The 19,689-nt window shown below is 63.7% G+C and carries 15 protein-coding genes; 13 read left to right on the top strand and 2 right to left on the bottom strand.

Going from position 1 to position 19,689, the window contains the following annotated elements; all coding sequences use genetic code 11:
• The first annotated feature begins 46 nt into the window (after window positions 1-46).
• From ACTIIH_RS01100 to ACTIIH_RS01115, 4 genes are all read left to right on the top strand, one after another.
• Entirely contained in the window at window positions 47-826 is a 780-nt protein-coding gene (locus ACTIIH_RS01100) for an alpha/beta fold hydrolase (protein WP_441450107.1), read from the top strand.
• Between the two features lie 130 nt (window positions 827-956).
• Entirely contained in the window at window positions 957-2,582 is a 1,626-nt protein-coding gene (locus ACTIIH_RS01105) for an SLC13 family permease (RefSeq protein ID WP_441450108.1), read from the top strand.
• Between the two features lie 28 nt (window positions 2,583-2,610).
• On the top strand, window positions 2,611-3,681 hold the full coding sequence (locus tag ACTIIH_RS01110) for an NADH:flavin oxidoreductase/NADH oxidase (protein WP_441450109.1): 1,071 nt from the start codon (window positions 2,611-2,613) through the stop codon (window positions 3,679-3,681).
• Between the two features lie 50 nt (window positions 3,682-3,731).
• On the top strand, window positions 3,732-4,385 hold the full coding sequence (locus tag ACTIIH_RS01115) for an MBL fold metallo-hydrolase (RefSeq protein ID WP_101553883.1): 654 nt from the start codon (window positions 3,732-3,734) through the stop codon (window positions 4,383-4,385).
• Between the two features lie 2 nt (window positions 4,386-4,387).
• On the opposite strand, the gene ACTIIH_RS01120 is transcribed toward ACTIIH_RS01115, so the two are convergent.
• Entirely contained in the window at window positions 4,388-4,972 is a 585-nt protein-coding gene (locus ACTIIH_RS01120) for a hypothetical protein (RefSeq protein ID WP_441450110.1), read from the bottom strand.
• A 259-nt stretch (window positions 4,973-5,231) separates the two neighbouring features.
• On the opposite strand from ACTIIH_RS01120, the gene ACTIIH_RS01125 reads away from it, so the two are divergent.
• The 7 genes from ACTIIH_RS01125 to ACTIIH_RS01155 all read left to right on the top strand — a co-directional run bounded on the left by ACTIIH_RS01125 (window position 5,232) and on the right by ACTIIH_RS01155 (window position 16,836).
• On the top strand, window positions 5,232-7,040 hold the full coding sequence (locus ACTIIH_RS01125) for an ABC transporter family substrate-binding protein (RefSeq protein ID WP_441450111.1): 1,809 nt from the start codon (window positions 5,232-5,234) through the stop codon (window positions 7,038-7,040).
• 103 nt (window positions 7,041-7,143) lie between these two features.
• Window positions 7,144-8,688, top strand: coding sequence for an ABC transporter permease (locus tag ACTIIH_RS01130; protein ID WP_101553886.1), 1,545 nt, complete (start codon window positions 7,144-7,146; stop codon window positions 8,686-8,688).
• On the top strand, window positions 8,685-9,716 hold the full coding sequence (locus tag ACTIIH_RS01135) for an ABC transporter permease (protein WP_101553887.1): 1,032 nt from the start codon (window positions 8,685-8,687) through the stop codon (window positions 9,714-9,716). Before ACTIIH_RS01130 ends, ACTIIH_RS01135 begins: the two co-directional genes overlap by 4 nt.
• On the top strand, window positions 9,716-11,638 hold the full coding sequence (locus ACTIIH_RS01140; RefSeq protein ID WP_441450112.1) for an ABC transporter ATP-binding protein: 1,923 nt from the start codon (window positions 9,716-9,718) through the stop codon (window positions 11,636-11,638). The genes ACTIIH_RS01135 and ACTIIH_RS01140 overlap by 1 nt, the downstream gene beginning before the upstream one ends.
• Before the next feature lie 106 nt (window positions 11,639-11,744).
• Complete coding sequence (gene typA / locus ACTIIH_RS01145; protein WP_441450113.1) at window positions 11,745-13,655, top strand: translational GTPase TypA; 1,911 nt, start codon at window positions 11,745-11,747, stop codon at window positions 13,653-13,655.
• Window positions 13,656-13,707: 52 nt separating this feature from the next.
• Window positions 13,708-15,027, top strand: coding sequence for a PIG-L family deacetylase (locus ACTIIH_RS01150; RefSeq protein WP_441450114.1), 1,320 nt, complete (start codon window positions 13,708-13,710; stop codon window positions 15,025-15,027).
• Window positions 15,028-15,075: 48 nt separating this feature from the next.
• Entirely contained in the window at window positions 15,076-16,836 is a 1,761-nt protein-coding gene (locus ACTIIH_RS01155; RefSeq protein ID WP_441450115.1) for a VanW family protein, read from the top strand.
• 33 nt (window positions 16,837-16,869) lie between these two features.
• Here the strand turns inward: ACTIIH_RS01155 and ACTIIH_RS01160 are convergent, their stop codons facing one another.
• A complete protein-coding gene (locus tag ACTIIH_RS01160) occupies window positions 16,870-17,955 on the bottom strand; it encodes a GNAT family N-acetyltransferase (protein WP_441450116.1) in 1,086 nt (361 codons plus the stop codon).
• A 190-nt stretch (window positions 17,956-18,145) separates the two neighbouring features.
• On the opposite strand from ACTIIH_RS01160, the gene fdxA reads away from it, so the two are divergent.
• Complete coding sequence (gene fdxA, locus ACTIIH_RS01165) at window positions 18,146-18,472, top strand: ferredoxin (RefSeq protein ID WP_025776980.1); 327 nt, start codon at window positions 18,146-18,148, stop codon at window positions 18,470-18,472.
• A 3-nt stretch (window positions 18,473-18,475) separates the two neighbouring features.
• Window positions 18,476-19,597 carry a succinyldiaminopimelate transaminase gene (gene dapC, locus ACTIIH_RS01170; protein WP_441450117.1) on the top strand — a complete coding sequence of 374 codons (1,122 nt, stop codon included), beginning with the start codon at window positions 18,476-18,478 and terminating at the stop codon, window positions 19,595-19,597.
• Window positions 19,598-19,689: the final 92 nt, after the last annotated feature.

Raw genomic sequence — 19,689 nt, forward strand, 5'->3', positions numbered from 1 at the left:
GATCCAGTCGAAATCCTCTCGCACCTGAAGTTCTCAAGGAGCCTCCATGCGCATCGCCGTCCGTGCCTTCAACGACAATCCCGGTTCCCCCGTCCTCGTCTTCGGCAACGCTCTGGGCACCCGTATGCCCTTGTGGACGTCCGTCGCCGCGCGCCTGGCCGACGACTTCCAGATCTACCTCACCGACCTTCCCGGACACACCGTTCCCGACGGGGATTCCCTCGCCGAGGCGGCGCCACCGCTGACGGTTGAGCAGCTGGCCTCGGGTGTCGTCGAGTCCCTCGCCGAACTCGGGGTGGAGTCCTTCACGTACTGCGGAGTCTCGATCTCCGGGGCCGTCGGACTGAGCCTGGCACTCAACCATCCCGAAACACTCACCGGACTCGTCGCCTGTGCGACGGCGGAGAAGTTCGGGACCGCGGAATCCTGGAACGAACGTATCGCTGAGGTCCGCTCCGACGGAACCAAGAGCCTCGTCGATGACACCGCCGATCGATGGTTCGCCGCCGGATTCCTCGGCGAGGACATCGCCACCGGGCACCTCATCCTGTCCGACCTCGCCCTGGTCGACGACGAGGCCTATATCGCGGCCGCGTCGGCGCTGAAGACCTATGACGTGAGCGGCAAGCTCGGCTCGATCACCACCCCGACACTGGTCATGGCCGGCGCCCAGGATCCCGGCTGCACCCCGGAGGCGATGTCGGCGATGGCCGAGCAGATTGAGGGCGCGCACTTCGTCACGATCCCGGACGCAGCTCATCTGCTGATGGTCGAACACCCCGATATCGTTGTCGACCACATCCAGGAGTTCTGCGGCCAGCTGTAGGAGCCACTGCGGCGAAAGGCCGCGAAGCATCCATGCGCTCACGGAGCGCGGGCGATTCTCCCGGTAGCGGGATCACATCTGGAGTAGGCTGTGCGAAAGCACAGGCACACCTGCTCGAAGAGGAGTGAGAATGTCCCCGCGCCCGAATTCCGCTGAGTTCACATCCACCGAGATCGATCTGCGCTCTCCCGGGGAACGAGAACCCGGCATCAGCCGTACCACCCTCCGAATCCGTTGGACCGGATTCCTGCTCGGCCTCATCTTCTCCGCCCTGATCTACGCGATCATGCCTGCCGACGTCGGTCATGGAGCCAAACTGACTGCGGCAGTCGCGGTGCTCATGGCAGCCTGGTGGATGACAGAAGCGCTGCCGATCGCGGCGACGTCCCTCGTCCCGCTCGTGGCGTTCCCCGTGCTCGGCACGGACGTGGAGATGGAGACCGTCGGCGCCTCCTACGGCAACCCGATCATCTTCCTCTTCCTCGGCGGCTTCCTCATCGCCCTTGCCATGCAACGGTGGAATCTGCACCGCCGCATCGCACTCGTGACGCTGAGCATCATGGGCGACAGGCCGGGGCCGATGATCGCCGGATTCATGATCGCCACTGGGTTCATCTCTATGTGGGTCTCGAATACGGCGACTGCGGTGATGATGCTGCCGATCGGAATGTCGGTGCTCATGATCGTGTCGAAAGTCATCGGCACAGCCCTGGGCGGCGACGCAGGCGCACCAAGCAAGGACGGGCGAGCAACCGACGGCGCAGCCGAGGACCCGAGCGACGGCGGCGATGACACAGGCATCGGCGCGGTCGTGAAGTCGAACTTCGGCACCGCCCTCATGCTCGGCATCGCCTATTCAGCATCGATCGGGTCGGTGGGCACCATCATCGGCACTCCTCCCAACCTCTTCCTCGTCGGCTACCTCAAGGACACCCACGACATCTCCATCGGCTTCGGCCAGTGGATGATCGTCGGTGTGCCGCTGTCGGTGGTGATGATGGCCATCGCCTGGTTCTTGCTGGTCAAGGTGCTGTTCAAACCGGAGATCGACAAAATTCCCGGCGGACGTGAACTGATCCGTGAGGAACTGGCCAAACTCGGCCCGATGTCCACAGGTGAGAAGCTCGTGCTCGCGATGTTCGTTCTCGCAGCCGTCAGCTGGATCTCGCTGCCTCTGATCTTCGAGGAACCGCCGATCAGCGACGAAGGCATCGCCATGGCCGTTGGCCTGCTGCTCTTCGTCATCCCCGGTGGGGCGAACCGCGGCGTGCGGCTCCTCGACTGGGACACCGCGGAGAAGCTGCCCTGGGGAGTCCTTCTGCTCTTCGGGGGCGGACTCGCGCTCTCCGCTCAGTTCTCTGACTCGGGGCTGACCGAATGGATCGGTGAGACCACGAGTGGTCTCGGAGTTCTGCCGACGGTCCTCGTCGTCGCCATCTTCGCTGCCATCATCCTCTTTCTCACGGAACTGACGTCGAACACTGCGACGGCGGCGACGTTCGTTCCCGTCGTCGGGGGAGTGGCCATGGGACTCGACCTCGACCCGCTGCTGCTGACGATTCCCGTCGCCTTGGCCGCGACGTGTGCCTTCATGCTGCCGGTCGCCACCCCGCCGAACGCGGTCGCCTTCGGTTCCGGCTATGTCACCGTGGCGCAGATGGTCAAGGGCGGCCTGTGGCTCAATGTCATCGGCATCGTCCTCATCACCGCGACCGTGTACCTGCTCGCCGTTCCGGTATTCGGGATCACTGTCTGAGCTCGGGCGGAACTGGCAGACTGGTGGCATGACTGAGCTGTTCGAACCGCTGACACTGCGCGGCACCGAGATTCCCAATCGCATCTGGCTGGCCCCGATGTGCCAGTACTCCTGCGAAGCCGAGGACGGAATGCCCGGCTCCTGGCATCTCGTCCACCTCGGCGCTCGGGCGCAGGGCGGATTCGGGCTCATCCTCACCGAAGCCTCCGCCGTCGTCCCCGAAGGCCGAATCTCACCGCAGGACGCCGGGATCTGGAACGACGACCAAGCCGAATCATGGTCGGCCGTCGTCGACTTCGTCCATTCGCAGGGTTCTGTCATCGGCATCCAGCTCGCCCATGCCGGCCGCAAAGCCAGCACCTATCGACCCTTCTCAGGAGAACCGAAGGGCAGCGTTCCCGAGTCGGAGGGCGGGTGGCCCACATTCGGTGCCAGCCCCATCGCCTATCCGCAGCTGGCCGAGCCCGTGGAGATGACGAAGGACGACATCGCCGAGGTGGTCGCCGCCTTCGCAGCTGCGGCCCGCCGTTCGATCGACGCCGGATTCGACCTCGTCGAACTCCACGCCGCCCACGGCTACCTGCTCCATTCTTTCCTGTCGCCGCTGTCGAACCAGCGCAGCGACGAATACGGCGGCGACCTTGCCGGCCGGTCCCGTCTGCTTCACGAGGTCTATGCGGCCGTGCGAGCCGAAGTCGGTGACGATGTGCCGGTGTTCGTGCGCCTCTCGGCCAGCGAATGGACCGAGGGCGGATTCGACGTCGCTGAAGCCGCCGAGGTCAGTCGTGCACTGTCGGAGGTCGGGGCCGACCTCATCGACGTCTCCTCGGGCGGCAACTACCCGGTGCGGATTCCCATCGGTCCCGGCTATCAGGTGTCCCTGGCCGCCGCGATTCGTGCCGAAGGGGTGCCGACGGGCGCCGTCGGACTCATCACCGATCCGAAGCAGGCCGAGACCATCCTCGGCACGGGACAGGCTGATGCGATCTTCATGGCCCGAGCCGCTCTGCGCGAACCCTCGTGGCCGCAGCGCGCCGCCCACGTCCTCGGAGTCGAACCCGGACCCTACCCTCCGCAGTACACCCGCGGAGCCTGGTGACCTGTCCCTGAACAGTTCGCAGCATACAGCACAGATTGAGGAGCGTGGAAATGAACACGATCGAAACCGAGCACGTCATCATCCGCTCTATCGCGGTCTCCGAGATGGCGAACAACGTCTATCTGCTCACCGCCAAAGAGACAGGTTCCCAGGTGCTCATCGACGCCGCCGATGACGCCGAGGCGATCACCGAACTCATCGGCTTGAGCGCACAGGACACCGAGGCCGAACCCACGCTGCGGGCGATCATCACCACCCACCAGCACTGGGATCATATTCGGGCGCTGCCGGCCACCTCGGCGAACTATCCGGAGGCGATGACGATCGCCGGTGCCGCGGACGCGGCTGCCATCACCGAGGCGGAAGGAGTGGAGATCGCGCACCCTGTCGATCACCTCGATGTCGGGGACTTCGGCGGATTCGTCCTTCAGGCCATCGCACTGCGCGGGCACACTCCCGGCTCGATCGCACTGCTTCTGAGCGACGGAGGTCAGACGATCCTGTTCTCCGGTGATTCGCTGTTTCCGGGCGGGCCGGGCAAGACCTGGTCAGCGGAGGACTTCACCTCTCTCATGGACGACCTCGAGGAGCGGGTCTTCGGCGAACTTCCGGACGAGACTCTCGTCCTGCCCGGACACGGGGACTCGACGACCCTGGGTGAGGAACGTCCGAAACTGGGGGAGTGGCGTGAACGCGGCTGGTGACCTCAGCTCGGCAGCGCCGCGAAGCCGATGAGCGCCCAGGCGATGGCTGACAGACCGACGGCGATGATGCCGATGTTCCACCTGGTCTCGATGACACGCTGTCCGCTGGGGTTGGCCAGCTCTGCGTCGCTGAGCGCCGCATAGCGATCGAGCACGGCATCGACGGCCGGGCTCGGGTCCTCGACGAGCTGACGCCTGCCCTGTTCATCCTTCTCCCATTTCTTGCCCTTGCCGGCCAGCGGCCATGAGGCGAACTTCTTCTCATGAGTGCGCACACTCAGACCGAAGTGTGTCTCGAAGCCGTCGACGAGATTCCACGGGATCGTCACGGTCTGCAGAGGGTTGACCAGGACGAGCTGCTGTCGGTGCAGCTCGACGCGGGGATGCCGATAGAAGACGAAGACCAAGGTGCCGACGGCCAGCGGGATACCCGCGGCGGCCAGACCACGCAGCGTGAAATCGCCGAACACGATCGAGAGCACACCGAAGGCACAGAGGCCGCCGACGATAAAGAAGAGGGCCGTCGAACTCGTCGTCCGCACGACGGTCGGCTCGGTTTCATTGCGATCTGTCTCATTGTCAGCCACCTGATCATCCTATCCATTGAGACTGAACAAAAGTTGTCTGTTCTATTGGTCTCGAAACGGTAACGATTCGGAAATTTGCTCATTATGTGGACTCCGTCACAGTCACCGGTGGATTAACTTTGATGCATTCCATGTGAAAAACATGAACGCGGTCACACGTGTCTCGGCCCCTGCCGACCCGTTGCCTGTGACCGGAATGCACTCCGGACTTGGGGTGCAAGTACGAGGGTGACTCGCCCTAGAACAACAAGGAGAGAACGTGAACAAGCGCTTCCTCGCGGCTGGTGCCTCTGTGGCTGCCGCCGCAATGGTGCTCACCGCCTGCACACCCCCTGGCGGAGGCGATGACGAAGAGTCTTCGAAGAACTCCCAGCTGAACATCGGTTGGAACGAATCGTTCCGATCGATGAACACACAGACTGCCAACGGCAACGCTGTGTCGAACGCCATTCTCACCTATATGATGAATGACAACTTCGGCTACTACGACGACAACCTCGAGGTCCAGGACGGTGCCCTCGGCAACCTTGAGAAGGTTTCCGATGACCCGCTGAAGATCAAATACACCTTCAACGACGACGCAAAGTGGTCGGACGGCACCCCTGTCGACGCAGCGGACCTCGCTCTGACCTGGGCGGCCACGTCGTCGAACTTCAACACCGTCGAATCGAACAACAAAGACGACGGATCGGTGAAGGAGAACGACGCGAAGACGGTCTATTTCGACTCGGCGTCTATCGGCCCTAAACTCGTCAAGGACTTCCCCGAGATCTCTGACGACGGTAAGGAAGCCACTTTCGAGTTCTCCAAGCCGTTCGCAGATTGGCAGACCGGATTCGCCGGCATCGGGCCCAACGGAGTGGGAGTTCCCTCCCATATTGTTGCGAAGAAGGCTCTCGGGATCGACGACCCGGATAAGGGCAAGGAAGCGATCCTCAAGGCCATCAAGGACAAGGACACCGAGAAGCTCTCGAAGATCTCGAACACCTGGAACACGGGGTTCGACTTCACCTCGATGCCGGAGGACGAGGACCTGCTCGTGCATAACGGCCCGTACAAGATGACGAAGTTCGAAGAGGGCCAGTACGTCACCCTCGAACTCGATGACAAGTACACCGGCCCGACCAAGCCGAAGGTCAACACCGTGACCGTCCGTTACAACGGAGATCCGATGGCAATGGTTCAGGCGATCGAGAACGGCGAGGTCGACTTCACCCAGCCGCAGGCGACCGCGGACGTGCTCTCTGCCGCGGAAGACATCGACGGCGTCAACGTCGATTCTGCCGATGGTGCGACCTATGAGCATGTCGACTTCACTTTCGATAACAAGGGACCCTTCGACCCGGCCGCCAACGGCGGAGACGAGGACAAGGCGAAGAAGGTTCGTCAGGCCTTCCTCAGGACCGTCCCTCGTCAGGACATCGTCGACAAGATCATCAAGCCCCTCAATGACAAGGCCGTCACTCGTGACTCCTTCAATCAGGTTCCCGGCTCCCCAATGTACGACGAGATCGTCAAGGGCAACGGTATGGAAGACCTCAAGGAAGTCGACGTCGACGGTGCGAAGAAGCTGCTCAAGGAGGCCGGAGTCTCCAGCCCGACAGTTCGCGTCATGTACGACAATACGAACTCGCGTCGTCAGCAGGAGTTCCAGCTGATCAAGGAATCGGCCGAGAAGGCCGGCTTCAAGATCAAGGACGTCGGCGATGTCAACTGGGGCACCCGCCTCGGCGACGGTACCTACGACGTCTCGTTGTTCGGCTGGCAATCGGAGTCGACCGGTATCACTGATTCCGATGCGAACTACCGCACCGGTGCTCAGAACAACTACGGCGGCTACTCGAACAAGAAGACGGACAAAATTCTCGACAAGATCGTCGGAGCTCCCGAATCCGAGCATGCGAAGCTGTCCACCGAGTTGGAAAAGCAGCTGACCGAGGACGCTTTCGGCGCACCGCTGTTCCAGCATCCAGAGCTCGTCATTTACCGGGACAAGCTGAAGAATGCCAAGTCGACTACTGTTTCGCCGACAATTTTCTGGAACTACTGGGAGTGGGAAGTCAACTGATCCGCGTCTGACGCGATCGGTTCTTCTCCAGCCTTGTTGCTGTGGGGATCACTGTGTGGTCCCCACAGCGGCGTTTTCGGAAGATTGAAACGGAAGCCCCATTATGATCAGATTCATCCTCCGACGACTGTTGTCGACGGCGCTCGTGCTGCTCGTCGTCACCTTCGTCCTCTACCTGCTGCTCAACGTCGCCCTCGACTTCTTCTGGGACCTGCGTGCGAGCACCTCACCGAACATCGAGGCCCTCTACGAGTCGCGTCGCAGGCTCCTCGACCTCGACACCCCCGCGATCGTCCGCTACTTCAAGTGGCTGGCCGGCGTCGGCGGCTGCGCCATCGGCCAATGTGACTTCGGCATCGCCTGGAAGTCGGGCCAGGAGGTCACCGACCAGCTCCAGGGTGCGATCATCAACACGATCAAGCTCATCACCGCCTCGACGATCGTGGCCATCATCCTCGGCATCGCCGTGGGCATGATCTCGGCGATCCGCCAGTACTCGGGCTTCGACTACTTCATCACCTTCGTCTCGTTCCTCCTCTACTCGCTGCCCGTCTTCTGGGTGGCGGTGCTGCTCAAGCAGTACGGGGCGATCGACATCAACAACTTCATCAACGATCCGACCCTGGAATCCTGGTGGCCGATCATCATCGGCTGTGTGGCCATGGGACTGTTCTGGATGGGTGCGCTCGGCGGCAGCGCGAAGCGCCGCATCATCACCTTCCTCGCCGCAGCCCTCATCACCTTCGCCACCATCTACTACATCCTCGCCAGCGGCTGGATGCAGCACCCGTCGATCGGCCTCCTCGGTGTGATCGTCATCGGAGCCGGCGCAGCCATCGTCATGACGTATCTGTCGACGGGGCTGAAGAACCGCCGGGTGCTCTACGCCTCGCTGACCACAGTCGTCGTCGGCGCGCTCCTGTACTGGCCGCTGATGAACCTCTTCTACTACGTCGACATGAACTGGCTGTGGATGTTCGGGCTCTTCATCGTGGCGATCGCCGTCGCGATCGGCATCGGTCTGGCGTTCCGCGGTCCGGATCCCTGGGACACCGCACGCACAACGAGCTTCACCGCCATCATCGTGGCCGTGCTCATCTTCGCCGACAAAGTGTTTCAGGGCTGGCAGAAGTATTCCGATGACCCGGCCATCAACAATCGTCCGATCGCGACGATCGGCGCGTCGGCGCCGAACATCGACGGAGACTTCTGGATCACGAACCTCGACTCGTTCACTCACCTGCTGCTCCCGTCGATCGCGCTGGTCCTCATCTCCTTCGCCTCCTACACCCGCTACACCCGCGGTTCGATGCTCGAGGTCATGGGACAGGACTACATCCGCACGGCACGAGCCAAAGGCCTCAACGAACGTACGGTGATCATGCGCCACGCACTGCGCAATGCGCTGCTGCCGCTGGCCTCGGTCATCCCTGTCGACATCATCACGATGATCGGCGGCGCCGTCATCACGGAGACGATCTTCGGCTGGAACGGCATGGGCAAGCTCTTCATCGACTCGCTGCGCAACGCGGAGCTTGATCCGGTCATGGCCTACATCCTCATCACCGGCCTGCTCGCCATCATCGCCAACCTGGTCGCGGACTTCCTCTACGCCGTCCTCGACCCGAGAATCCGAGTGAACGCATGAGTACCAACAACGACAAACAGAACGCTCTCGCCCTCGACGAAGTCGGGGACAATGCGATCGAGTCGAAGGAGACCGAAGGTCTCTCCCAGGGCAAGATCGTCCTGCGCAAGTTCCTTCGCCACAAAGGCGCGATGATCTCGATCGTCGTCCTCGTGCTGGTGGCGATCTTCGCCTTCAGCGCACAGGGCTTCGGTGCTGTGCCAGGCTGGTGGAAGTTCAGCCATACGGCCTCCGGGCCCGTGGTCAACCCCGGGGGTGCCCCCACGTGGTCATTGGCGAACTTCTTCTCGCTCGGCGACCATCCGTTCGGACAGGATGAGATCGGTCGTGACAACTTCGCCAGGGTGATGAAGGGAACGCAGATCTCCCTGGTCGTCATGTTCATCATCGGCATCGTGTGCCTGATCATCGGCACAGTTGTCGGCGCGGTCGCCGGTTACTACCGCGGTTGGGTCGATTCGGTGCTCATGCGCATCACCGACGGCTTCGTCATCCTGCCGGTTATCGTGGTCGGCTCCATCCTCGGTGTGCTCGTCGGCGGAGCGAACGGCCCGCTGCTCGGTGTGGCGCTGGGCTGCATCCTCTGGGTCGGCCTCGCGCGACTCGTCCGCGGTGACTTCATGTCTCTGCGCGAACGGGAGTTCGTCGATTCGGCCCGTGTGGCCGGAGCCAGCGACTTCCGAATCATGTTCAAGCACATGCTGCCCAACGCCATGGGCGTCATCATCGTCAACACGACACTGATCATGAGCCAGGCGATCGTCCTCGAAGCCTCCCTGAGCTACCTCGGCTTCGGCATCAAACCGCCCGGCATCTCGCTCGGTCAGCTCATCAGCGAATACCAGACCTCCTTCGCCACACGCCCGTGGCTGTTCTGGTGGCCCGGCCTGTTCATCATCGTCATCGCTCTGTGCGTGAACTTCATCGGCGACGGCCTGCGCGATGCGTTCGACCCGCGGATGAAGACGATCCCGAGCTGGAGAAAGATGAAAAAGGCCGAGCGCATGGCACAGAAGGAGGCGAAGTGATGGCCGGGAAGACAGCAGATACCCAACCGAAGAAGGGCTCCCCGATCCTCGAGGTCAACGACCTCGGAGTCCAGTTCTGGGTCAGCGACGAATGGTGGATGGCCGCCGAGCACCTCGACTACACCGTGAACGCCGGTGAAGTGCTCGCGATCGTCGGCGAATCCGGTTCCGGCAAGTCGCAGTCGAGCATGTCCCTGCTCGGCCTCTTGCCGAGCAACGGCCGCGCGACGGGCTCAGCGAAGCTGGGCGGACGTGAGCTCATCGGGATGCCGCCGGAGAGGATGCAGGCCGTGCGCGGCAACGACATCTCCGTGATCTTCCAGGAGCCGATGACGGCGCTCAACCCGGTCTACACCGCCGGGTACCAGATCGTGGAGACGCTGCGCGTCCACCTCGACATCGGACCCAGGGAAGCCAAGGAACGAGCCCTCGAGCTCATGCGGCTCGTCGAGATCCCGGATCCCGAAGACCGGTTCCATTCGTTCCCGCACCAGCTCTCCGGCGGTCAGCGTCAGCGCATCATGATCGCGCAGGCTCTGGCCTGTCAGCCGAAGCTGCTCATCGCCGATGAGCCGACCACGGCGCTCGACGTCACGGTGCAGGCCGAGATCCTCAAGCTCATGCGTGAGCTGAAGTCGAAGCTCGATGCCGGGATCATCCTCATCACGCACGATATGGGCGTGGTTGCCGATATGGCCGACCGCATCATCGTCATGCGCGCCGGCAAGGTGGTCGAGTCGGGCACCGCGGAGGAGATCTTCTATCATCCGCAGCATCCGTATACGAAGCAGCTCCTCGAGGCTGTGCCCCACCTCGGCGCGGGTAACGAAGGCGAAGTATTCGGCGGCAGTGTCGGCGATGTCAGAGCCTCGCTGTCCGATATCAGCTCCGACCAGGTCTCGCACGTAGATGACCCGGTGGGGCGGCCGGAGGCCGGCGAAGGCGGCGACGCTCTCTCCGAGGCCGGGGCGGCCGATATGGCCGTGGCCGAGGCGCGTGCCCAGGCGACCGAACCGGATCGCCCCGACATCGAGATGGACTCCACGGACACGTATTACCATCCCGGTTCGCAGGCGGACTTCTCGAAGCCTTCGGCACTGCAGCTGCGTGACGCCGCGATCGAGTATCCCGCGATCGGTCGGAAGAAGGCCTTCCGTGCCGCTCACCACATCAACCTCATGATCGCCCCGGGCGAAGTCGTGGGCCTGGTGGGAGAGTCCGGTTCGGGCAAGACCACGATCGGGCGCGCAGCTCTGGGGCTGCTGCCCACGGTCGAAGGCGATATGGTCGTCAACGGCACGAGCATCAAAGGCCTGAGCAATAAGCAGATGAGGCCTCTGCGCAAGGAAGTCGGAATCGTATTCCAGGATCCCGGCTCCTCACTCAATCCGCGACTGCCGGTCGGGGAGTCGATCGGTGAGCCGCTCTATCTCCATGAGGGATTGAAGGGCCCGGAGCTGAGCAAGCGGGTCGAGGGGCTGCTGACCGCGGTCGAACTGCCGACCTCGATGCGCAACCGCTATCCGCATGAGCTCTCCGGCGGTCAGCGCCAGCGCATCGGCATCGCCCGTGCTCTGACTCTGCGACCGAAGCTGCTCATCGCCGATGAGCCGACGTCGGCGCTCGACGTGTCCGTGCAGGCGAAGGTCCTCGACCTGTTCGAAGGTTTGCAGCAGGAGTACGGCTTCGCGTGCCTGTTCATCAGCCACGACCTGGCCGTGGTCGAACGCATCGCCGAACGTATTGCGGTGATGCGCCACGGCTACCTCGTCGAGATCGGCAAGTCCTCACAGGTCGTGTCCAATCCGGTCCACCCTTATACACAGCGTCTGCTGTCTGCGGTTCCGGTTCCGGACCCGAAGGAGCAGCGCAAGCGCCGCGAGGCCCGCGACGCGGTCCTCGAGGCCACGATGAACGCCTGAGTTCGCCCCAGCTGACGGCCACCTGCACGCGAGAGCGTGCGGGTGGCCGTACAATTGTCTTTTGGGTCCGGGCTGGACCGATCTCTCTATCTCAAAAAGGTTCTAGATGACTGAAGCCATCACACGACGGGACAACCGCCGAAACGTAGCAATCGTCGCACATGTCGACCACGGCAAGACCACGCTGGTCGATGCCATGCTCCGGCAGACCGGTGTGTTCAGCGAACACGGCGACTTCGCCGAACGCGTCATGGATTCAGGCGACCTCGAACGTGAGAAGGGCATCACCATTCTCGCGAAGAACACATCTGTCCTCTACAACGGTCCTTCGGCCGGCGAGGACCCCATCGTCATCAATGTCATCGACACCCCGGGCCACGCCGACTTCGGCGGAGAGGTCGAACGCGGGCTGTCCATGGTCGACGGCGTCGTCCTCCTCGTCGACGCATCGGAGGGTCCGCTGCCGCAGACCCGCTTCGTCCTGCGCAAGACGCTGGCCGCGAAGCTGCCCGTCATCCTCGTAATCAACAAGACCGACCGTGCCGATGCCCGCATCGACGGAGTCGTCGAGGATGCCCAGGATCTGCTCCTGGGACTGGCCTCCGACCTCGCCGACGAAGTCCCCGACCTCGACGTCGACTCGGTCCTCGACGTTCCTGTCGTCTTCGCCTCCGCGAAGGCAGGTGCCGCCTCCCTCGAACAGCCCGCCGATGGAGCGGTCCCGGACAACCCCGACCTCGAACCGCTGTTCAAGACGATCCTCGAGACGATCCCGGCACCGGAGATCAACTCCGACGGCATTCTCCAGGCACACGTCACGAACCTCGATGCCTCGCCGTTCCTCGGTCGTCTGGCGCTGCTGCGCATCTTCGGCGGCACGCTGAAGAAGGGCCAGCAGGTCGCCTGGGCACGCGGTGACGAGATCAGCTCGGTGAAGATCACCGAGCTGCTCGAGACCCAGGGCCTCGACCGAGTGCCCGCCACGGAGGCTTCGGCCGGTGACATCGTCGCCGTGGCCGGCATTCCCGACATCATGATCGGTGACACGCTCACCGACATCAACAATCCGAAGCCGATGCCGGCGATCGTCATCGACGATCCGGCGATCTCGATGACCGTGGGTATCAACACCTCCCCGCTGGCCGGCCGTGAGAAGAACACGAAGGTCACCGCCCGCATGGTCAAGGACCGCCTCGACCAGGAGCTCGTCGGCAACGTCTCGCTCAAGGTCGTCCCGACCGAACGCCCTGACGCCTGGGAGGTCCAGGGTCGCGGTGAGCTGGCTCTGGCCATCCTCGTCGAGCAGATGCGCCGTGAAGGATTCGAACTCACGGTCGGCAAACCTCAGGTCGTGACCAAACAGGTCGACGGCAAGGTCCACGAGCCCTTCGAAGAGCTCACGGTCGACGTGCCGGAGGACTATCTCGGCGCTGTGACTCAGCTGCTGGCTGCACGCAAGGGCGTCATGTCGACGATGACGAACCACGGCACCGGCTGGGTGCGGATGGAGTTCAAGGTTCCCGCCCGCGGCCTCATCGGCTTCCGCACTCGGTTCCTCACCGAGACCCGCGGCACCGGAATCGCGAACACGATCTCGGCCGGATACGGACCGTGGGCCGGCAATATCGAGTTCCGCATCAACGGCTCTCTCGTGGCCGACCGCGCCGGAACGGTGACCCCGTACGCGATGATCAACCTGCAGGACCGCGGCACCTTCTTCGTCGAACCGACCTCCGAGGTCTACGAGGGCCAGATCGTGGGCGAGAACTCCCGCGCCGACGACATGGACGTCAACATCACGAAGGAGAAGAAGCTGACGAATATGCGTTCGGCATCGGCTGACAGCTTCGAGAACCTCACTCCGCCGCGCAAGCTGACTCTCGAGGAGAGCCTCGAGTTCGCTCGTGAGGACGAGTGCGTCGAGGTCACCCCGGGTGCCATCCGCATCCGCAAGGTCGAACTCGATCAGAAGGAACGCGCCAAGCTCTACGCGAAGATGCGCCGCCAGAACGCCTGAGCCGGAATCCTTGATCCGGCAGCACCGAATGACCTCGAGCACCCAGGAACCAATGACTGTTACGCCACGCGTCCTCCTCGTGCACGCTCATCCCGACGATGAGACGATCACGACGGGCGGCACGATCGCCGCATTGGTCTCCGAGGGTGCCGAGGTCATGGTGCTCACCGCCACCCGCGGTGAGGGCGGCGAGGTCATCCCCGCAGAGCTGAAGCAGCTCGAGGGCGACCGGGCCGGTCTCGCCCGGGCCCGGGAGCAGGAGATCGCCGAGGCGATGCGCGCCCTCGGGGTGCGACTGCACGCGTTCCTCGGCGGGACCACGCGCACCTTCGAGGATTCGGGCATGGAATGGGGACCGGACGGGCACGCCCGACCAGCGGTGTCGATGACCGACGATGCCCTGTGCGCAGCTGACATCACGACGGTGGCCCGACACATCGCCGCCGTCATCGATGCCTTCGAACCGCATGCGGTCATCACCTACGCCGCCAACGGGGGCTACGGCCACCCCGATCATGTGCGCGTGCACGAGGCCACGAGTCTGGCCGTCGACCTCGCCGAGTGGCGGACCGGTCGGCTCCTGTGCGTCGACACCCCCACCGAGGTGGCCCGCCGATCGTTCGACCCCAACCAGGACGGGTTCGCCGAGACCGGTTTCGCTGCCGCCGAGACGATCCCGGCCAAACCACCGGTCGGTCAGATCGTCGTCGACCAGGACGTCGCCTCGGTGCTGTCGGCCAAACGGGCGGCACTCGAGGCTCATCGCACCCAGGTGAGCGTGTCCGGCGGCTTCTTCGCCCTGTCGAACGGTGTCGGTCAGAGGATCGGCGACCGCGAATACTTCTCGATCGGGGCAGGCACTCCGATCCCGTCCGAGATCCTCAACACCGGACCGGCCCCGCACGTGCTCACCGGCCTCGACATCGCAGCGGTCGAAGCTCAGGAGAATACAGCGGCTCAGCCCCTGCGACGGAGTCGCGCACCGCGGAAACCGGGGATCTTCGCCTACCTCCACTCCGCTGTGCTCGGCCTGCTCATTGCCTTCCTCGGCACCATGCAGCATCTCAACGTCACTGTGGTCAACCTCGGCGAGACCCCGATCATCCTGCCTTGGGGACTCGTGCTGGCCCTGGCTCTGTCCGCGGCGGGCCTGTGGCATCTGAAGACGATGTATCGCAGCAGCGCCCCGATGCTGGTCGCCGCCGTGATCATCGCCGTACTGTCCTTCGTCTTCGGCCAGCCGAAGTGGCTGCCCGGCGCAGATATGATCGTCACCGGACTGCTGCGTTCCGTTGTGTGGCTGCTCGGACCGATGGTCCTGGCCGCTGCCTTCTCCTTCATCAACGTGCGCGGGCACGATCGCACTCGCTAGACTCGTGCGAACCGCACCGAATCAGTCGTTATCGACACCCTCGGGAGAATGATGCCGACCAATACCTTTTCCGATGGAACCTCGAACGCAGGCGGGCCCGACCCGTCCGACAGCGATGCCCGCAAGAAGAAGATCTGGCCCATCATCCTCATGGCCGTTCTCGTGCTTGCCGCCGTCTACGTAGTGATCGGCTTCTTCAGCGGGCGAATGCTGGCACCGGGTACGACCGTGGCCGGAATCGACATCGGCGGCAAGTCCGCGACAGACGCCGAGACCACCCTGCGCAATGATCTGCGCGATGATGCGGAGAAGGCCATCGTCTTAAAGGCCGGAGAGCCGACCGCTAAGCTCGACCCGGAGAAGGCCGGAATCACCTTCGACGCGGAAGCGACAGTCGAGCGCATCACCGGCTTCAGCCTCGATCCCACCGTCATCTGGCACCGGCTCTTCGGTGATGACGACGTCGACCCCGTCATCAAGGTCGATGAGGAGAAGTTCGACAAGGCAACGGCGACGGTCACCGAATCACTGGCCGTCGAACCGACAGACGCCGAACTCGAGTTCGACAAGACCACCCCGAAGGTCAAGGACGGCACGAGCGGGCAGACCGTCGACACCGCCGCCGTGCGCTCCGCCGTCGACGATCATTGGCTACGCACCGAGGATGCTCTGCCGGTCAGCCCGACGAGCGTCGAACCCGACATCACCACGGCCGAAGCCGAAGACATGGCCGACGGATTCGCGAAAGACGCCGTGAGCAAGGACCTCACGATCACGGCGAAGCCTGGGAAGGATGCGGACTCCGAGGTCAAGGGCGGTGACCTCACCGTGTCCCCGAAGACCATTGCGAAGACTCTGACGTTCGAAGCCGAGGACTCGAAGCTCACGCCCGTCTTCGACCAGGAAGCTCTGCAGAAATCCGTGCTGGCTGCGAACAAGGACATCGGGCGACCGGCCGAGGACGCGAGTTTCGAGATCAAGGACGGCAAGCCCGAGGTCGTGCCCTCTCGCGACGGCATCGGCATCAAGGCCAAGGAGCTGACCGGAGCGGTCACCGACGCCATCAACGGCAAGGAAGACAAACCGAGCGTCACCCTGGCCTCCGTCAAACCCGAATTCACCACGAAAGATGCGAAGAAGGCCGATGTCTCCGACACTGTGTCTCACTTCTCCACCGGGTACAACTCCGAACCCAACCGCGATACCAACCTGCGGGTGGCTTCGAAGAAGGTCTCCGGCACCGTGCTTCAGCCCGGCGAGCAGTTCTCCCTCAACGAAGCTCTGGGCCAGCGCACAGCGGCGAACGGCTACAAGCCTGCCGGCGTGATCTCCGAAGGTCAGATGAAGGAAGACTACGGCGGCGGAGTCTCACAGGTGTCGACGACACTGTTCAATGCCGCGTTCTTCGCCGGATTCGACCTCGACGAACACCAGGCGCATTCGCGCTATATCTCCCGTTATCCGGAGGGCCGCGAGTCGACCCTCGACTGGTCCTCGATCGATATGAAGTTCACGAACAACTCGAAGACCCCGGTCGTTCTCGACATGTACCTCAAGGACGGAGAGGTCCATGCGAAGGTCTTCGGCGTCAAGAAGTACGATGTGTCGGCCGGCGCCTCGGATCGGTTCAACCACACCTCACCGGGTTCGATCACCGAAAGCGGACCGTCGTGCACCCCGCAGTCGCCGAAGGGCGGCTGGTCGATCCGGATCACCCGGACCATGAAGGACATCAGTTCGGGTCAGACCACGAAGGACGGATTCACCACGGTCTACCGGCCGGTGAACAAGGTCGAATGCCAGGGCTGAGCCCTCGCAGCAGGATTCCGGCCGGCTGACCGGTCAGTAAGCTTCGGCGTACCAGGACCGATGGCGGACAGTCGCGCCGAGAGAGGCGAAGAGGTTCAACGATGCCTCATTGCTCGACTCGATGTCGACGAGGTAGGACCGAACCCCGCGCTGAGCGAGCAGCGCCGCCGCAGCTGCGGCCACCGAGCGCCCGGCACCGCGGCGCCGCAGATCGGGACGGGTGATGAGGTTGGTGATGACTCCCCATTTGCTGCGCTCGACCACTCTGCATGCCGCCACCATCGATCGGGATCCGTCGGGATGCTCGGCGTAGGCAGTGACGAACTCACACGGCTGATCGGCTTCGATGAGTGTCTTGAACGCCTCAGCCGAACCCGGTTCCTCACCAGGGCTGCGCTGCGACGTCCACGCGGCGAAGTGCTCGGAGGACGGTGCATCGTTCACGTCGATGAGCAGACCGGCAGCGGCCGCCTCGGCGGGGGAAGACACGCCGCCGGCTGCCTCGCTCGTGGCGCCGGTGAGCAGCAGGGTGGCCTCTGAGGGGGTGTAGCCGCGGGCCGAGAGCAGGGGAGCGAGCCCGTCGCACTCGGGAGCCAGTGCGGCCGAATCGTCGGCCGAATAGATCTGAACGCGACCGGGCTCGCCTCGGGTTCGATACCACTCCTCGACGGCGTCGAGCCCCTGCTCCCACCCGAGACCGGTGTCGGAGATGGGCAGACACGAATTGGCTCGGCGGGTCGCGGACTCCGAATGGCGCAGCAGCCAGCCCTTCTGCAGCAGGCTGACCTCGGCGGCCGCCTCGGTGCCTTCGTTGCGCAGATTCTCCACGTGCAGCCAGGACACGTCGTGAGGAAGCCAGGCGGCGGCCGAGATGCGCCGCAGATCCACGGCAGAGACGACCTCATGCGTGGGCCCGGCCTTCGTCGGAGCCGGGGGCACCTCGTGGACGAGAAGGATCTGGTCGCGTGCGATGCGCAGGGGACCGCGCTTGGTATCGATCTCGAGCCCCGCCTCGTCGACGGCTGTGACCACGCCGAGGGCATCCGACGTCGAATGGGTATCACCGGGGTCGAGGGAATACCGCACGACCACTCGTCTGCCGGGCTGCAGATCGTCCACTTCTGGCCTTCCTCCGCGAAATTGATGCCCTTCCACCCTATGACACGCACGTCCCGGTCGGGCGCAGGCGGCAGCGGCGAGGTCAGATGCAATGCGAATCACCTGGGACCGGTGGTCACGGGAATCGAGAGGAGGCGTATTGTGGGAGGTACATGCGCACCATCTGTGAGTCTTTCGAGGAGTCAGCCCAGTGACGTACATCATTGCCCAGCCCTGTGTCGACCTCAAGGACAAGGCCTGCATCGACGAATGCCCCGTCGACTGCATCTACGAGGGCGAACGCAGCCTGTACATCCACCCCGACGAATGCGTCGACTGCGGTGCGTGCGAACCGGTGTGCCCTGTCGAGGCCATCTTCTATGAGGACGATGTGCCCGATGAGTGGGAGGAGTACTACAAGGCCAATGTCGAGTTCTTCGATGACCTCGGTTCGCCCGGCGGTGCCGCGAAGCTCGGCAACACCGGCAAGGACCATCCGATCATCTCCGCTCTGCCGCCGCAGAACCACGACGACTGACCGATGACGAACGCCTTCGGACTGAACCTCCCGGACTACCCCTGGGACCGTCTCACGCAATACCGTCACCGGGCCGCCGAGCATCCCGAGGGAGTGTGTGACCTCTCCATCGGCACTCCGGTCGACCCCACCCCCGAGGTGATCCGGCGTGCGCTGTCGGACGCAGGGGATGCGCACGGCTACCCGACGACCGCAGGATCAGCACAGCTTCGTGAAGCCGTCGCCTGGTGGTACGAGAACTGGCATTCGGTTCGGCTCGATCCCGCCACGGAGATCCTGCCGACTGTGGGCTCGAAGGAGCTCGTGGCCTGGCTGCCGACCCTATTGGGACTGCGCGAGCGAGGACTGTCCGTCGCCTGCCCCTCCGCTGCCTACCCGACCTATGAGATGGGGGCGACCATCGCCGGGGTGGAATGCCGCCGCATCGACGCAGCTCAGGTCGTCGACGGAGCCTCCTTGGACGGCGTCGGTCTGCTGTGGATCAACACCCCGAGCAATCCGACGGGTGAGGTCCTCGACGTCGACCCCCTCGCCGAGGTGGTTCGCCGTGCTCGCGGCGCCGGAGTCGTCGTGGCGTCGGACGAATGCTACGGACTGCTCAACTGGGAATCCGATGAGCCGGCGCCGAGTGTGCTCAAGGCCGCAGGGGAGTCGAACGCCGGCGTGCTGAGTGTGTACTCGATGTCGAAGCAGTCGAACCTCGCCGGCTACCGCGCGGCGTTCGTCGCCGGCGACGCCGAGCTCATCTCCGATCTCACCCGCTCACGCAAGCACGCGGGAATGATCGTGCCGTTCCCGATTCAGGAAGCCATGGTCGCAGGGCTCCGAGACACCGAGCACGTGCTGGCGCAGAAGGAGACCTACCGGTCGCGGCGCGAGCAGCTGCGAACTGGTCTCGAAGCGTACGGATTCCGCATCGACCATTCGACCGCCGGTCTCTACCTGTGGTCGACCGCGGACAAGAACTGCTGGGAGTCCCTTGCCGACCTCGCCGAACTCGGCATCGTGGCGGGTCCAGGCGAGTTCTACGGAGCGGCAGCCGCCGACCATGTGCGAATTGCGCTGACCGCCACCGACGAACGCATTCGAGCCGCTGCCGAGCGGCTTCGGGCCGCCGCGAGATGATTGCGAGCGCGGGGCACGGCGCGGGGAAGTCGACGGTTTCCGAGCGTCCGCAAAGTTCCTGCTCAGACTTCATGCAGGGCGAAAAACAGTTA

It is taken from the genome of Brevibacterium sp. (assembly GCF_052105255.1).
GTDB lineage: Bacteria > Actinomycetota > Actinomycetes > Actinomycetales > Brevibacteriaceae > Brevibacterium > Brevibacterium linens_B.

Coding starts and splice junctions, on each gene's coding strand:
- ACTIIH_RS01140 (WP_441450112.1), top strand. CDS start 9,716: ATGGCCGGGAAGACAGCAGATACCCAACCGAAGAAGGGCTCCCCGATC.
- ACTIIH_RS01100 (WP_441450107.1), top strand. CDS start 47: ATGCGCATCGCCGTCCGTGCCTTCAACGACAATCCCGGTTCCCCCGTC.
- ACTIIH_RS01150 (WP_441450114.1), top strand. CDS start 13,708: ATGACTGTTACGCCACGCGTCCTCCTCGTGCACGCTCATCCCGACGAT.
- typA (WP_441450113.1), top strand. CDS start 11,745: ATGACTGAAGCCATCACACGACGGGACAACCGCCGAAACGTAGCAATC.
- ACTIIH_RS01115 (WP_101553883.1), top strand. CDS start 3,732: ATGAACACGATCGAAACCGAGCACGTCATCATCCGCTCTATCGCGGTC.
- ACTIIH_RS01130 (WP_101553886.1), top strand. CDS start 7,144: ATGATCAGATTCATCCTCCGACGACTGTTGTCGACGGCGCTCGTGCTG.
- dapC (WP_441450117.1), top strand. CDS start 18,476: ATGACGAACGCCTTCGGACTGAACCTCCCGGACTACCCCTGGGACCGT.
- ACTIIH_RS01105 (WP_441450108.1), top strand. CDS start 957: ATGTCCCCGCGCCCGAATTCCGCTGAGTTCACATCCACCGAGATCGAT.
- ACTIIH_RS01135 (WP_101553887.1), top strand. CDS start 8,685: ATGAGTACCAACAACGACAAACAGAACGCTCTCGCCCTCGACGAAGTC.
- ACTIIH_RS01110 (WP_441450109.1), top strand. CDS start 2,611: ATGACTGAGCTGTTCGAACCGCTGACACTGCGCGGCACCGAGATTCCC.
- ACTIIH_RS01155 (WP_441450115.1), top strand. CDS start 15,076: ATGATGCCGACCAATACCTTTTCCGATGGAACCTCGAACGCAGGCGGG.